Annotated in this window: 14 protein-coding genes; 4 read left to right on the top strand and 10 right to left on the bottom strand. The window is 34.6% G+C overall.

The window, feature by feature from the left end; all coding sequences use genetic code 11:
- Positions 1-17: 17 nt before the first annotated feature.
- The 7 genes from ABJF52_RS14060 to ABJF52_RS14030 form a co-directional block, all read right to left on the bottom strand.
- Entirely contained in the window at positions 18-662 is a 645-nt protein-coding gene (locus tag ABJF52_RS14060) for a porin family protein (protein WP_348151474.1), read from the bottom strand.
- Positions 663-687: 25 nt separating this feature from the next.
- A complete protein-coding gene (sufD, locus tag ABJF52_RS14055; RefSeq protein WP_348151471.1) occupies positions 688-2,004 on the bottom strand; it encodes a Fe-S cluster assembly protein SufD in 1,317 nt (438 codons plus the stop codon).
- A gap of 76 nt (positions 2,005-2,080) precedes the next feature.
- On the bottom strand, positions 2,081-2,833 hold the full coding sequence (gene sufC, locus ABJF52_RS14050; RefSeq protein WP_348151468.1) for a Fe-S cluster assembly ATPase SufC: 753 nt from the start codon (positions 2,831-2,833) through the stop codon (positions 2,081-2,083).
- 107 nt (positions 2,834-2,940) lie between these two features.
- Positions 2,941-4,386 (bottom strand): Fe-S cluster assembly protein SufB, encoded by a 1,446-nt coding sequence (sufB, locus tag ABJF52_RS14045; RefSeq protein WP_348151465.1) that lies wholly within the window; start codon positions 4,384-4,386, stop codon positions 2,941-2,943.
- A 40-nt stretch (positions 4,387-4,426) separates the two neighbouring features.
- Positions 4,427-4,756 (bottom strand): iron-sulfur cluster assembly accessory protein, encoded by a 330-nt coding sequence (locus ABJF52_RS14040; protein WP_153756113.1) that lies wholly within the window; start codon positions 4,754-4,756, stop codon positions 4,427-4,429.
- Between the two features lie 355 nt (positions 4,757-5,111).
- On the bottom strand, positions 5,112-6,455 hold the full coding sequence (locus ABJF52_RS14035) for a hypothetical protein (protein ID WP_348151462.1): 1,344 nt from the start codon (positions 6,453-6,455) through the stop codon (positions 5,112-5,114).
- Entirely contained in the window at positions 6,455-7,684 is a 1,230-nt protein-coding gene (locus ABJF52_RS14030; RefSeq protein WP_348151459.1) for a choice-of-anchor B family protein, read from the bottom strand. The genes ABJF52_RS14035 and ABJF52_RS14030 overlap by 1 nt, the downstream gene beginning before the upstream one ends.
- A 202-nt stretch (positions 7,685-7,886) precedes the next feature.
- Here ABJF52_RS14030 and ABJF52_RS14025 point away from each other — a divergent pair, with 202 nt between their 5' ends.
- From ABJF52_RS14025 to ABJF52_RS14015, 3 genes are all read left to right on the top strand, one after another.
- Positions 7,887-9,344 carry a Gfo/Idh/MocA family oxidoreductase gene (locus tag ABJF52_RS14025; RefSeq protein WP_348151456.1) on the top strand — a complete coding sequence of 486 codons (1,458 nt, stop codon included), beginning with the start codon at positions 7,887-7,889 and terminating at the stop codon, positions 9,342-9,344.
- Between the two features lie 94 nt (positions 9,345-9,438).
- Positions 9,439-10,488 carry a thiamine-phosphate kinase gene (gene thiL / locus ABJF52_RS14020; RefSeq protein ID WP_348151453.1) on the top strand — a complete coding sequence of 350 codons (1,050 nt, stop codon included), beginning with the start codon at positions 9,439-9,441 and terminating at the stop codon, positions 10,486-10,488.
- A 12-nt stretch (positions 10,489-10,500) separates the two neighbouring features.
- The gene (locus ABJF52_RS14015) at positions 10,501-11,532 is read left to right on the top strand and encodes an alpha/beta hydrolase (RefSeq protein ID WP_348151450.1); all 1,032 of its coding nucleotides are present in this window, start codon (positions 10,501-10,503) and stop codon (positions 11,530-11,532) included.
- Between the two features lie 252 nt (positions 11,533-11,784).
- Here ABJF52_RS14015 and ABJF52_RS14010 read toward each other — a convergent pair whose 3' ends face one another.
- The 3 genes from ABJF52_RS14010 to ABJF52_RS14000 form a co-directional block, all read right to left on the bottom strand.
- The gene (locus ABJF52_RS14010) at positions 11,785-12,003 is read right to left on the bottom strand and encodes a hypothetical protein (protein WP_348151447.1); all 219 of its coding nucleotides are present in this window, start codon (positions 12,001-12,003) and stop codon (positions 11,785-11,787) included.
- A gap of 468 nt (positions 12,004-12,471) precedes the next feature.
- Positions 12,472-13,770, bottom strand: coding sequence for an aminopeptidase P family protein (locus tag ABJF52_RS14005; RefSeq protein ID WP_348151444.1), 1,299 nt, complete (start codon positions 13,768-13,770; stop codon positions 12,472-12,474).
- Between the two features lie 47 nt (positions 13,771-13,817).
- A complete protein-coding gene (locus ABJF52_RS14000) occupies positions 13,818-14,396 on the bottom strand; it encodes a peptidylprolyl isomerase (RefSeq protein ID WP_348151441.1) in 579 nt (192 codons plus the stop codon).
- A gap of 185 nt (positions 14,397-14,581) precedes the next feature.
- On the opposite strand from ABJF52_RS14000, the gene ABJF52_RS13995 reads away from it, so the two are divergent.
- A complete protein-coding gene (locus ABJF52_RS13995; RefSeq protein WP_348151438.1) occupies positions 14,582-15,067 on the top strand; it encodes a GyrI-like domain-containing protein in 486 nt (161 codons plus the stop codon).
- Positions 15,068-15,108: the final 41 nt, after the last annotated feature.

The raw sequence follows: 15,108 nt of genomic DNA, 5'->3' as shown, positions 1-15,108 counted from the left end.
AATCTACTAGAAGAATCTTATCTAAATAAATAATTTACAGAAAGCTGAATTGCGGCATTGTAATTCTGAACATTATCACCTAGGCCATTTAGCCGATTACGTAGACCTAAGTAGAACCTAGGGGCAACGGACAGTTGATCATTTAAAACAAATCCGACCCCTACTGCTGCTCCATAATCTAATTGAAAATCACCAGAAATTTTACTTTTAGATGTCGTATTTGCACCATCTAACTCATCGAGATTCTTAATTTTAGTTACTTGATTTAAGAGAAAACCAAATTGCGGTCCAAACTCCAACCAATAATTTTCATTCATCTCAAATTTACCCAAAATAGGAACGGTCAAAAAATTCAACTGCACATTAGTTCTATAGTCATTTTGATCACCACTACTACCCTGATTTTCGATAGCATTTAAATCTGTACTATATTGAAAACCCTGCGAAGAATACAGTAATTCTGGTCTTAAAGCGAACTTATTGGAAAAATCAACTTCTAGAAAAACACCTCCATGACCAGAAAATCTAAACTTCATTCCGTTAGTTAAATCACCTACGATCGAAGAATAATTTAATCCACCTTTTAGGCCAAAGCGAGCTTCTTGGGCCTCACTTTCTTTTGGAAGCAAAATCAACAACACAAACACTAACAAAGTGTTCACAATTGAATGTTTATAGTTATTAGGCCTAAATATCAAAACCCAGATTTACACCTAATTTCTTAGCAATCAATTTATTGATTCTTGCTTTTAACTCCGGAATACGAACACTTTCAAGCACATTGTTAGCAAAAGCATACATTAATAATGCTCTAGCCTCTTTCTTAGGAATACCTCTAGATTGCAAATAGAAAAGTGCATCTTCATCCAACTGCCCTATGGTACAACCATGAGAACACTTTACGTCATCAGCGAAAATCTCCAATTGAGGTTTGGTATTTATCGTAGCTTTATCGCTTATTAGAATGTTATTATTTTGCTGGAATGCATTTGTTTTCTGTGCAATCTTATCTACAATAATTTTACCGTTAAACACCCCTGTTGATTTCTCACCATAAATTCCTTTATAATCTTGATGACTTTCACAATTTGGTTCTATATGATGTACTAAAGTGTGGTGATCTACATGCTGTTTTTCACCTAATATGGTTACACCCTTCATGGTAGAATCTATATACTCTCCATTTTGATAGAAATTAAGATTGTTACGTGTCAATTTACCACCAAACGAAAAAGTATGCACCTTAACTACACTCTTATCCTTTTGATCTATATACGTATTATCAATCATTGAGGCAGTACTAACATTGTTCTGCACTTTATAATAGTCAATTATTGCATTTTTGGCCGCAAATATTTCGGTAACTGAATTCGTTAGCACCTCATTTGACGTAAGACTCTGATGTCTTTCGATGACCTGCAATTCTGCATTTTCTTCAGCAATTATTAAATTACGAGGTTGCAGCATTAAGGTAGCTTCATTTCCTGTAGCAAAATGTACTATTTCAACAGGCTTCTTTGGCATCTTATTTTTAGGAATGTAAATAAAAGCACCCTCTCTACTAAAGGCAGTATTTAATGATGTTAATGATTCATCTTTTGCAGCTACCTTATTAAAATAAACCTCTATAACAGGTTTGTACATTGGCTTTGTTAGCGCCGAGCTCATTAAACAAATATCTACACCATCATGAGTGGTTTCAGATAAGTAAGAACTATAAATACCATCTATAAACACAATTTTATACGTGTCTATTTCATGAATAAAATATTTCTTGACATCGTTATACTCAATTTTGCTTTCTTCCTTAGGAAAAATACTAAAATCAACTTTTTGCAGACTATTTAACGAAGTATATTTCCATGCTTCATTCTTTTTAGAAGGAAACCCTTTTTCTTCAAAATTCTTTATCGCACTTGAACGTATGTCGTGCACTGGATGTTCTACATCAACATTATTCTCAAACGCCATAAAAGACGATATCAACTTCTCTTTTAAATCCATATATCTTTAGTATTAAGTGCTTAGTACAAAGTAATAAGTGCTCTGTACCAAGTACTTTGTACTTAGTACTAATTTTTTAAACCGCTGTTTCTTGTTTTAACCAATCGTATCCTTTTTCTTCAAGCTCGTGTGCTAATTCTTTACCACCCGACTTTACAATTTTTCCGTTGTGTAATACATGCACAAAATCTGGAACGATATATTCAAGTAAACGCTGGTAATGTGTAATTACTATTACTGCATTGTTCTTACTTTTCAACTTATTTACGCCATTAGCTACAATACGCAAAGCATCAATATCTAATCCTGAATCTGTTTCATCTAAAATAGCTAGCTTAGGTTCTAACATCGCCATTTGAAAAATCTCATTTCGTTTTTTCTCACCACCAGAAAAACCTTCATTTAAAGAACGCGACAAGAATTTGCGATCTATTTCTAACAATTCTGATTTTTCTCTGATAAGTTTCAACATTTCATTAGCTGGCATATCTTCTAATCCTCTAGCCTTTCTAGATTCATTAATGGCCGTTTTCATGAAATTCGTTACCGAAACTCCTGGAATTTCTACAGGATATTGAAATGAAAGAAAAATTCCTTTGTGTGCTCTTTCTTCAGGGGAGTCATCTTCAAGATCTTCCCCATCTAGAACCACGGAACCTTTCGTTACTTCAAATTCTTCTTTACCCGCTATAACTGAAGCTAAAGTACTTTTACCTGATCCATTAGGACCCATAATAGCATGTACTTCACCTGGGTTTACCGTTAAATTTATACCCTTTAATATTTCTTTATCGTCAACACTTGCATGCAAGTCATTAATTTTCAACATCTTACTTTAATTTAAATATTTTGGCGCTACTGGCTTTTTCTCAAAATCTACTTTTTGGTGCTGCAAAGGCTTTGAAAGCACCTATACTTTTTCACAATACAAATTTGCTATCCTACCGATCCTTCCAAACTAATTTCTAACAATTTCTGAGCCTCTACCGCAAACTCCATTGGAAGTTTATTCAATACCTCTTTACTAAAACCATTTACAATCAATGCAATTGCTTTTTCAGTATCGATACCTCTTTGGTTGCAATAGAATATTTGATCTTCACCAATTTTACTGGTGGTTGCTTCATGCTCAATTTGGGCACTTTTATTCTTTGCCTCGATATAAGGAAAAGTATGTGCACCACATTCGTTACCCATTAACAAAGAATCACATTGCGAAAAATTTCTAGCATTCTCAGCTCTACTATTCACCTGTACTAAACCACGATAACTATTTTGCGATTTTCCGGCCGATATACCTTTAGAAATAATTGTACTTCTGGTATTTTTACCTAAGTGCACCATTTTTGTTCCGGTATCTGCTTGTTGAAAATTATTAGTTACTGCAATAGAATAAAACTCTCCTACAGAATTATCACCCTTTAAAATACAAGAGGGATATTTCCAAGTAACAGCTGAACCAGTTTCAACTTGTGTCCAAGAAATTTTTGCGTTTTTCTCGCAAATTCCACGCTTGGTAACAAAATTATAAACACCGCCTTTTCCTTCTTTATCACCAGGGAACCAATTTTGTACCGTAGAGTATTTAATCTCAGCATCATCTAACGCGATAAGCTCAACTACAGCTGCGTGTAATTGATTTTCATCTCGAGAAGGTGCTGTACACCCCTCTAAATAACTCACATAACTACTTTCATCAGCAATAACCAACGTACGCTCAAACTGTCCAGTTCCTCCTTCGTTAATTCGGAAATAAGTGGACAATTCCATCGGGCATTTTACTCCTTTTGGAATGTAGCAAAATGAACCATCTGTAAACACAGCTGAATTTAAAGCGGCATAAAAATTATCAGTTTTTGGAACTACTGTTCCCATATATTTTTTTACCAATTCGGGATGCTCTTTAATTGCTTCCGAAATTGGCATAAAAATTATCCCTTTTTCTGCTAAGGTCTTTTTAAAGGTAGTTGCCACCGAAACCGAATCTACTACAATATCAACAGCTACGTTTTGCAATCTTTTTTGCTCATCAACCGAAATTCCTAATTTTCGATACATCTCCAACAAATCCGGATCTACATCATCCAAAGATTTATTAGGATTTGCTGATTTAGGAGCTGAATAGTAACTAATCGCCTGAAAATCTGGCTTTTCATAGTTAACATTTGCCCAATCTGGCTCCTCCATTTTCTCCCATATCCTAAAAGCTTCAAGACGCCATTCAGTCATCCATTCTGGCTCTTCCTTCTTTTTAGAAATGGCAATTACTATATCTTCATTAAGCCCTTTTGGTAAGGTATCTGACTCAATAGCAGTATAAAAACCATATTCGTATTCCTTGGTTTCTAATTCCTTTTTTAATTCCTCTTCTGTATATGCCATAAATTTTCAATAAGTTGATTACCAATAGTAAATCAACAATTTATAATGAAAAACTTTCTCCACATCCACAAGTTCGTTGTGCATTCGGATTATTAAATACAAAGCCTTTACCATTAAGACCACCCGAATATTCTAAGGTAGTACCCACCAAGTAAAGAAAGCTTTTTTTATCTACTACTATACGCACGTCGTTATCTTCAAAAACCTTATCAGTCTCACTCATCTCTCTGTCAAAATCTAATTCGTATGACAAACCGCTGCAACCTCCACTTTTTACTCCAACACGCACATAGTCTTTTGAAGCATCATAACCGCTTTCGGCCATAAGACTTACTACTCTGTTTTTTGCTGTTTCTGAAACTTGTATCATTATCTGTTATGATTCTAAATAGCTTACAAATATAGTTTATTAGTAGGGTTTTACCGCATTTACTTACATTATTATATTGTATGCTATCATAGGTATTTTCTATATATATTTCTTTGTGAAATATGTCTTAAATAGCCCTATCTATCAACTAATTGACGACACCCTACTTACATAGCTCAACAATCTGACAAGCTTTAACACGCTATATTTAATAAATAGGATTGAATATCAAAAAAAATATTGAGACTTTGTATTGATAAAAATCCTGTTTTATATCAATAATTTAATAATGAAGTACTTCTATTAACTTAAACAAATTAAATGGAACATGAAAAGAATTTGAAGAATAAATCAACTATTTTAATTTAACCAGCACGGCATCAGTCGCTCCCTTATTGATTATACCAGGAAAATCTTGACTTAATATTTCTGCCGCTACCATTATACTTCCATCATCATTTTCAATTATGTCGTATCCATAATCTAAATTTGATCCGCCCATAGTTTTTTGCCATTCTAATTGACCCTTTGAATCTGTTCGGATAATCCAAATATCATTCTCGCCGCTACTTTCCACTAAGTCTGAATCAACACTTTTTGAATTTCCAATAATCATTAATCCACCGTCATACGTCTCACATAATTCTTCTGCTAATTCAAATCCAGAACCACCGAGTGAATTTTCCCATAGCAGTTCTCCATTGTCATTTAGTTTGATTAACCAAATATCAGACTCTCCATTATTTTCACTTACATCTAAATCGTCACTCAAAGTATGCCCTGTAATTGCATAACCCCCATCTGAGGTATTAACAATATCATAAGCTCGATCAATACCCGTGCCTCCATATGCCCGCTCCCATACAAAATCACCCGCGCTATCCACTTTAACAATCCAAAAATCGTAACTCCCTCTGTTGTTAGAAATATCATAATCGGTACTCTCCGTAAATCCAGCTAAAACAAATCCGCCATCTTCTGAATTCACCACCCCATATGCGCGATCATTATTAGTGCCACCAAAATATTTTCTCCATAGTACGTTTCCATCCGCATCTAATTTAGTTCCCCAAAACTCTCCAACACCGTGCCTAGTTAAAAATTCTCCCTTTTCAGAGAAGCCATCTTCCCGAGCTGCAGTAATATCTATAAAACCCGCAAAGAATAAACCTCCATCATCCGTCTCTATTATATCATACGAATGATCATGACCTGAGAAACCAAAACTTCTTTCCCACAAAATAGTTCCTTGATTATCTAATCGGATTATCCAATTGTCGTGATATCCAGCATTACTACTTCCATCGCCATCGGCACTTTGAGCATAACCTGTTAATGCATAGCCTCCATCACTTGTCTGCAAAATACTTTGGCCAATATCTTCACCACTTCCGCCATAAGTTTTACTCCATTGCAAATCACCCTGAGCACTCAATTTTAACATCCAATAATCTACAAAAGGATGTGTTTTATCTGAAATATCACCATCAATACTGTTGGTATAACCTAAAACTGCATATCCTCCATCATTCGTTTTTATTATGGACCTCGCAGTATCTGAACCTGAACCTCCAAAACTTTTCACCCATTCTATTTCACCATAAAAAACCTCAGTAGCATCATCAAGTGAAACTATTTTTGAGTCATCTGAGCAGGAGAAACTAAACAAGAATAAAATACAATAAATAAGTTTTTTCATCAATTAGATTTCTTGACAATAAATAGTCCTCGATTTATATCGCTAATTAATATCTTACCACTTAAAAAGAAAGGGTAAACACTCCAAACCCCATTAAAATCTGCCTTATCGGTAGAAGGGTGAGTATCAAAAAAGCCCACTTCCGAAATATTTTTACCCTCTATATTTGAAATATCAAGCACCCGCATACCGGCCGTATAATTGGCTAAATAAAACTGATTTCCTAAAACATACCCATTGTGATCAATTGCAGCTGTTGGTCCCAAATAGGTGTCATGTAAAACGGGATTATCTAAATCAGCAAAGTCAAAAATTAAAGTTCTTGAGTTAAAACCAAAATTTGTTTCATCGGTTTCATCACCAAGAATAAAATATTGTTGATCTTCTGTAAACCACCCTTGATGCGTATAGCTGAAATTATCGTAGGTAATTGTACTTATTTCTTGTGGGTTGGCTTTGTCAGTTACATCAATAATCGCTACTCTGTCTTCATTTGCACCGATGAAAATCTCTTTGCCACTATAATCAGAATCTGGCCCATTGTAGGTAATCGCTTGAGCATCGTGGGTATATCCATTCGCTGAATGACCCCCTGAAGCAACCGGTAATTTCGGATTTTGAATATTTACAAAATGTCCTCCCCCACTAAAAGTAGTGGTGCCAACAGCATATGCAAAACCTGTTTCTTCATTAACCACAATATTATGAGCATTACCAAATTCGGTATATTGAAAATCTGCATCAAATGTCTCCGGCGGACTTCCTACATTTCTCAATCGTGTTAAATCGAAAACTTGCATTCCATGGCCTTGAGCTTCCGAAACAATGTAAGCATGATTTTCATAAACTTTAACATCACGCCAAGAACTTGCTACCGTTGCTGTAGGTAGTTTTCCTAAATAAACTAAATTTTGATCATCAGAAATATCGACAAAAACAGTCCCATTATCCAAACCCATTAAGGCATATTCTTTACCACTATCTGGATCCGTCCAACCCCAACAATCATTACCCGAACTAGCACCGAAAGTTGCAAGGGTAATATTACCAATTTGATCATAGTCATTACAAGGATATTCTCCTGCCAATCCACCCTCACAAGGTACATTCCCAGTTTGGGTTATAGGAATAACATCTATTTCTTCCTCAGAATCTATATTAAAATCATCATTGTTTGAACAAGCTAGAACTACACTAATAAACAAAGTAAACAACAGAAATTTTTTCATAGCAAGAATATTTCTTTTGATACATAAAGATACGGTTTTCAAAAATTGCATTTATAAAATGACCATTGTTAAGATACCATTACAATAGTAGTAAATAACACAAATAAGTTTCATGTGTAAATTCTATTTTAGCAATTGGGAGAATTCGAAATATTAATTTACCTTGATCTTTATTGATTTAATCAACTAATTATATCGAAAAATGAGTGAAAAACGTAACAAATTGAAAAGTGATTCGCGCCGTAAATTTCTTAAAAATACCGGATTGGCGTCTGCCGGATTTATGATAGTACCAAGACATGTATTAGGCGGACCTGGATTTGTTGCACCTAGTGATACTTTAAATATTGCTGGTATTGGTGCAGGTGGCAAAGGGAGAAGTGATATGACTTCTTTTACAGAAAGTCCAAATGCTCGAATAGTAGCCATGTGCGATGTTGACGATAGACAAGCAGTTGAGTCGAGAAAAAATTTCCCTAAGGCTAGTTATTACAAAGATTTTAGAACAATGCTAGATAAAGAGAAGGATAATATTGATGCTGTTTCTGTATCAACTCCTGATCACAACCATGCCGTAGCAACATATAAGGCCATGGAGATGGGCAAGCATGTATATGTGCAAAAACCTTTGACTCATGATATTTGGGAAGCAAGAATGCTTACTGAAGCTGCAGCTAAATTTAAAGTGGTAACCCAAATGGGAAATCAAGGTGGATCTGGAGACGGTGTTCGTAAGATGCAAGAAATTTATGATACTGGAATTATTGGTGATGTACATACTGTTAAATGTTGGACAAACCGAGCTATCTGGCCTCAAGCTCTTGAAACACCGACTAAAAAGAATAAAATACCGAAAGGTTTAGATTGGGATTTATGGCTAGGTACAGCTGAATATCGCGATTATAATGATGCTTACCTACCTTTTGATTGGAGAGGTTGGTCTGATTTTGGCACAGGGGCATTAGGTGATATGGCTTGCCATATTATGGATCCCGCTTTCAGAATACTTCCTATTTTATATCCAGATTCAGTAGAATGTAGTGTCTCAGATGCTTTTAAAGGTAAATTTGAAACTGCTAATTACCCAAAGAGTTTCCCTAACTCAAGTAAAATACATATTAACTATCCAAGAACAGATGGTATGGGTAATATTAAATTTACTTGGATGGATGGTGGTCTTATTGCTGAACGTCCAGAAGAAATGGGTGATGATGAGCCAATGGGCAACTGGGATGGAGGCATTCTTTTCATTGGAGACAAAGGAAAGTTATTAGCTGATTGTTATGGTGCAAACCCAAGATTACTTCCTTTAACACTGAATGAGCAATTTGAAGTTGAACAAACTATTAAGCGTGTGCCAGAAGGACATTACGTACAATGGGTAAATGCTTGTATGGCCGGATATGGCAATGCCGAAACAAGTTCTTCTTTCGATTATTCTGGTCCATTTACTGAAAGTGTACTTATTGGTAACATTGCATTGAAATCATATTTCGAAATAGATCCTAAAGCTGAAAATAAAGGATTCTGGAGTGGTGGATCAATGTATCATGGTAGAAAACGTCTACAATGGGATGCTGAAAACATGAAGGTTACAAACTTCGATCCAGCAAATAAATATGTAAAACGTGAATACAGAAAAGGTTATTCTGTTGGATAGTCTTCTTCTATATATTTAGTATAAAACAACCAGAGTCCTTAAGCTCTGGTTTTTTTATGCCTATATTTTTACATATACTCCTTATTTTTGCCTTATGCTAGAAGATAAAAACCAAGAACGTACATCGTTGGAACAATTAGGTGAATTTGGACTAATAGAACATCTGACACAACATTTTAAAATTGCACATAAATCAACTGTAAAAGGTATTGGAGATGATGCCGCAGTGCTTAATTTTGGAGAAAAGAAAGCTATAGTTACTACTGACCTCTTAATTGAAGGCATTCATTTTGACCTAAGCTATATGCCCTTAAAACATCTCGGTTACAAATCGGTAATGGTAAACCTTTCTGATGTTTATGCAATGAACGCCAATGCTACTCAAATTACAGTATCTATAGCAGCTTCTAATAGGTTTCCAGTTGAAGCTTTAGAAGAATTGTATGCTGGAATCCACCAAGCATGTAAAACATTTGGTGTTGATTTAATTGGTGGGGACACCACCTCATCACTAACTGGTTTACTCATTAGCATCACCGCTATCGGAGAAGCAAATGAAGATGAGGTTACTTATAGAGACAAAGCAAAACCAAATGATTTATTGGTAGTTAGCGGCGATCTAGGTGGTGCATATATGGGACTTCAAGTTTTAGAACGTGAAAAAGAAGTTTTTAAAGTAAACCCCAATAACCAACCCGACTTAGAACCATACACTTACATTGTTGAAAGGCAATTAAAACCTGAAGCAAGAAAAGACATTGTTAAGCTACTAAAGGAGCTAAATGTTTTGCCAACGGCAATGATTGACATTAGCGACGGACTATCTTCTGAAATTCTACATCTCTGTAAAAATAGTGCAGTGGGCTGTAACTTATTTGAAGATAAAATTCCACTAGACCCAACAGTAATAGCTGCTTGTGAAGAATTTAAAGTGGATAGCACTATGATTGCTCTGAGTGGTGGTGAAGATTATGAATTGCTTTTTACCGTTGATCAAAACGATTTTGACAAAATAAAAGGCAATCCAAACTTAACGGTAATCGGACATATGACTGAACCCGCAGAAGGATCACATTTAATAACTAGAGCCAATACTAAAATTCCTTTATCTGCTCAGGGTTGGAATTCATTTGAAAAATCATAATCTCTCAATAAAATGATAGCTGGCAAAAATTTTAAAATTTTATTTTATGTATTTGGCCTACTATTCATAATTGCCAGTTGCACTTCAATTCCTAAACTTTCTAAAGCCGATAAAAGCCTAATAAAGGAAGCCCTAAAAGCTCCAACCACTAAAATTATTACCGGTGAATCAGGTTTTGCAAAAAACGCTAGTCATTCTATTTGGTACGAAAAAATTAATCCGGAAATAGAATCTAGAGGAACTATTTTATTGATTATGGGTAACGGCCAAGATGCATTAAGTTGGCCCCCATCATTAATTTCGAATTTTACGAAATCGGGGTATCAAGTGGTACGTTTCGACCATAGAGGAACAGGGCTTTCAACATCAACTGAAAAGTGGAAAAAGAAAAATGCCTATTCCCTTACCGACATGGCATCAGATGCACTTGCCATATTAGACAATCTGGCAATTGAAAAAGCTCATATTGTTGGTGCATCGATGGGCGGTATGATTGCACAAATAATCGCAATAGAACAACCGGACAGAACTGCAACGCTTACTTCGATAATGTCTTCCGGTGATGCAATGGATTCCGAATTAGAGCCAATGTCTAATGAAGTAATTCCACAAATGATAAGCGCTATTCTTAAACATGGTTTTTTTGGAAGCAAAAAAGGACAGATTAAAAGACAAATTATTCAAAAAAGAATTTTAATGGGAACGGCAACTGGCGATATAGATATTAAAACTATGGCTGAGGTTTCCGCCTATAATCTAAAAGAAAGAGAAGGTTATAAACTAATCGCTGCAAAACATCATTTTGAAGCAATTTTAATTTCAGAAACACGGAATAAATATCTAACTAATTTAACTATTCCTACACTAATAATCCACGGTGAAAAAGATCCAGTAATGCCAATTAGCCATGGAAAAAAAATGAAGACCATAATTCCTAATGCTCATAGTTTATGGATTAATAATATGGGACATGATTTGCCGGATTCCAAAATCGACGAAATTACAGATGCTATGTTAGTACATTTCGAAAAAACTATAAAATAAAAAACCTCAATCATATAGATCGAGGCTTTTCTGCTTTAAAGCAGTTGTAAATAACTAGATAGAATTGAACTTGTGTAACTCTAAGTAATTACAGATTTCGTTAAAAAAATATTCCCGAAAATCAAGGGCATTTCCCATATATGACGGTTGTGGGGCGAACGACGGTCAAGAAGAAGGGCGCTTTCTTAAATTTCCAGGAATAAAACTTAGATCTCTTCCTAAATGGTTAAGATTGTTATTGCCATAACATAATTAGGCTACTTGCTGTGAAGCCTGATGTCTTTTTCTATAAATACTTTCTAAAGTATGGTTGATGTCCTGAAGCTCAGGCGTAAGGGTTGATAAATTCCCACTTACATCTGTTGTAACTTCTCTACCACAATGAACGCATTTGTACTCTTTGATGTGCAGCGTAACATTTTTGGAGACTGAGTAATGGTGACCAAAAATGCTGCAAAATAACTTTTTCATGCTAAGTAGGTTTTGGTAACTAATTCAGTATTTAGGGGTACCGAATTAGCGGCTTTATTTGTATTTAGATTTTCGACTTTAAAATACTTTCTTAGAACGCAATCGTAGTTTATTTTATTGGCTGACACATCTCAATATTGCCGCTTTTTCGATGAACGACATTTTATTCGATAAACGGTCGATTTATCGTGCCATAAAGAAGTGACAAATTGCTTTTTGTTACTTCAACAGAAAAAGCAATCCGTTAATCCTTGTTTTTTGACGATGAAAATTGAAACAATCGTTCAATGAACGAAATAAACTTTTTAAACCTTCACTTAATTCAATAAAAAAGGGAATTCATATATACGCCTTATTAATATGGTATAAAATAGAAGAATATCCAGCATCTATATATAAGGTAAAGTCGAGTACCATATCTATTTAAAAAATGCGACTACCCATTTAATTATGCGCGCAAAAAAATCTTTATAAATGGGACTGCATTAAACTCTCAATCTCTTCAAGCTCTATAGGTATATTCGCCATTAAATTAAAAGGGACTCCACTTTCTTGAATTACTACATCGTCTTCAAGTCGAACTCCCATTTTCTCATCAGGAATATAAATGCCTGGTTCTACTGTAAAAACCATATTGGCTTTCATAGGGGTTTTTAATTCCCCGTAATCATGTGTATCCAAACCAATATGATGACTTGTACCGTGCATAAAATATTTTTTATATGCCGGCCAATCTGCATTTTCATTTTGAACATCAGCCTTATCAAGCAATCCTAAACCCAATAACTCCGAGGTCATTATTTTGCCACATTCTTTATGGTAATCGGCCCAAATAGTTCCTGGAACTAACATTTTTGTTGCTTCATTTTTCACTCTTAGTACTGCGTTATAAACTGCTGCCTGCCGCTGTGTAAACTTTCCATTTACCGGTACCGTTCTCGTTAAATCGCTGGAGTAATTAGCATATTCTGCTGCAACGTCCATCAATATAAGATCACCATCTTTGCATTCCATATTATTCTCCAGATAATGCAACACGTTCGCATTATTTCCTGAAGCGATAATGGGTGAATACGCAAAACCTTTAGACCTATTACGTATAAACTCATGCAACAATTCAGCTTCTATCTCATATTCCCAAACGCCTGATTTAATAAAACCCAATAACCGACGAAATCCTTTTTCAGTAATATCACAAGCCTTTTGCATTAATGCTAATTCTTCGGGCTCCTTTACCCCACGAATATTCTGTAAAATAGAATTACTTTTAGCATACTGGTGTGCAGGAAATTGTAATTTGCACTTTTGAATAAAACGATCTTCACGAGTTTGTGTTTCTACCGCTTGCCGATAATGTTCATTGGTATTAAAATAAATGGTATCGGCTTCGGTCATTAAATCAAAAAATATTCTCTCAAAGTCCGATAACCAGTATATAGTTTCGATTCCTGAGACTTCAGTAGCTTTATCCTTAGTTAATTTAGCACCCTCCCATATAGCAATGTGTTCATTGGTTTCTCTAACAAACAATACTTCTCTATGTTTTTTATTCAACGCTTCTGGAAATAAAACCAATATGGTTTCTTCCTGATCTGCACCACTTAAATAAAAAATATCTCGGTGTTGTTCAAATGGCAAAGTACTATCAGCACTTACTGGATATATGTCGTTGGAGTTAAAAACAGCAATGCTTTTTGGCTTCATTTGCGCCATGAATTTCTTGCGGTTTTTTATAAAAAGAGTATTCTGAATTAATTCGTATTTCATAATATATAGCTTCGAATCGATAAAATTAAGGAAACAAAATAGAATTCTTAATCCATATAGTTCTGATATATATTTTTTAATTCCTTTTTCTTCATAACTATAATATTTACATCCAAAGTAATAGGTAGTATTGGCTCATCTATTGAATCTCGTTTTACATTGACGATTTTATCAATAACGTCCATTCCTTTTATAACTTTTCCAAACACGGTGTAATCACCATCTAACCTGTGTTCGCCATTTTTGTTTTGTACAATATAAAATTGACATCGCGCCGATAGTTTTTCTGCATTCGCATCACGACCAGCACCTAAGGCCCCATAATTATGCACTAGCTTATCATTAAATTCTGGTGCCAATAAATATTCAGGGTCGTTAAATCCCTCGGGAGTATCAGGGCAACCTGCTTGAGCAACAAAATTTGGAATAACACGATTGAAAGATAATGAATCCCAATAACCATCATTTGCTAATTGAATAAAACTAGCTTTGTGTTTTGGCGTTTCATTATGCAACCAAACCAAAATTTCACCTTCTGGAGTTAAAATTTGTCCAATTTCATAAGTTTTTTGAGCCGAACATATTTTTACAAAAAGAATTAAAGGTAAAAAAAAAAGATATTTCATAAATTATAGAATTGTGTTTTTCAAATATAAGTGATTCAGAAAAGCGAATAAAAAAACACTAACATTACGGCCTAGATAACTCGTTTAATAATTTAACATGCAATAAATAGCTAACGTAAAAAGTGCATATATTTAAAATATCAGCCATACAAAAATTAAAAAATAACTTTTAAAATCGAATTAATTTGGAAGCAAGAATAGAAGAACTTCACGAAAAATTACTTATTGGAAAGTCGATAATAATGTCGTTAATGAATAATAAAACGCATCAGCTGTGGAATAGTTTTATGAAAGAAAGAAATCTTGTTTCTAATACTATTGGCACTGATTTATACTCAATTCAAACATATGATGAATCCGATTATTTTCAAAATTTCAATCCACGTACAGAATTTACAAAATGGGCAACCGTTGAAGTAAAATCAATAGATAATATACCAAAAGGTTTCAATAAATTTATACTAAAAAAAGGGCTTTACGCAGTTTTTACTCACAGAGGTTCGGCTAGTGAATTTTCTAATACTTCTCAGTATATTTTTGAAGAATGGCTGCCTAAATCGGCATATATTTTGGACAACAGACCCCATTTTGAAATGCTAGGAGAAAAATACAAAAACAACGATCCAAGTTCGGAAGAAGAAGTATGGATTCCCATAAAGAATAAGCCATAGTTGGTAATCCATCTTAAAAATTCTACATTTAAAAATCAAAA

Origin of the sequence: Aurantibacter sp. (genome assembly GCF_039941195.1) — a bacterium.
In the GTDB taxonomy this organism is placed as follows: Bacteria; Bacteroidota; Bacteroidia; order Flavobacteriales; family Flavobacteriaceae; genus Aurantibacter_A.
The sequence above is the reverse complement of the archived record's forward strand: the minus strand, read 5'-3'. Positions and strand labels throughout refer to the sequence as shown.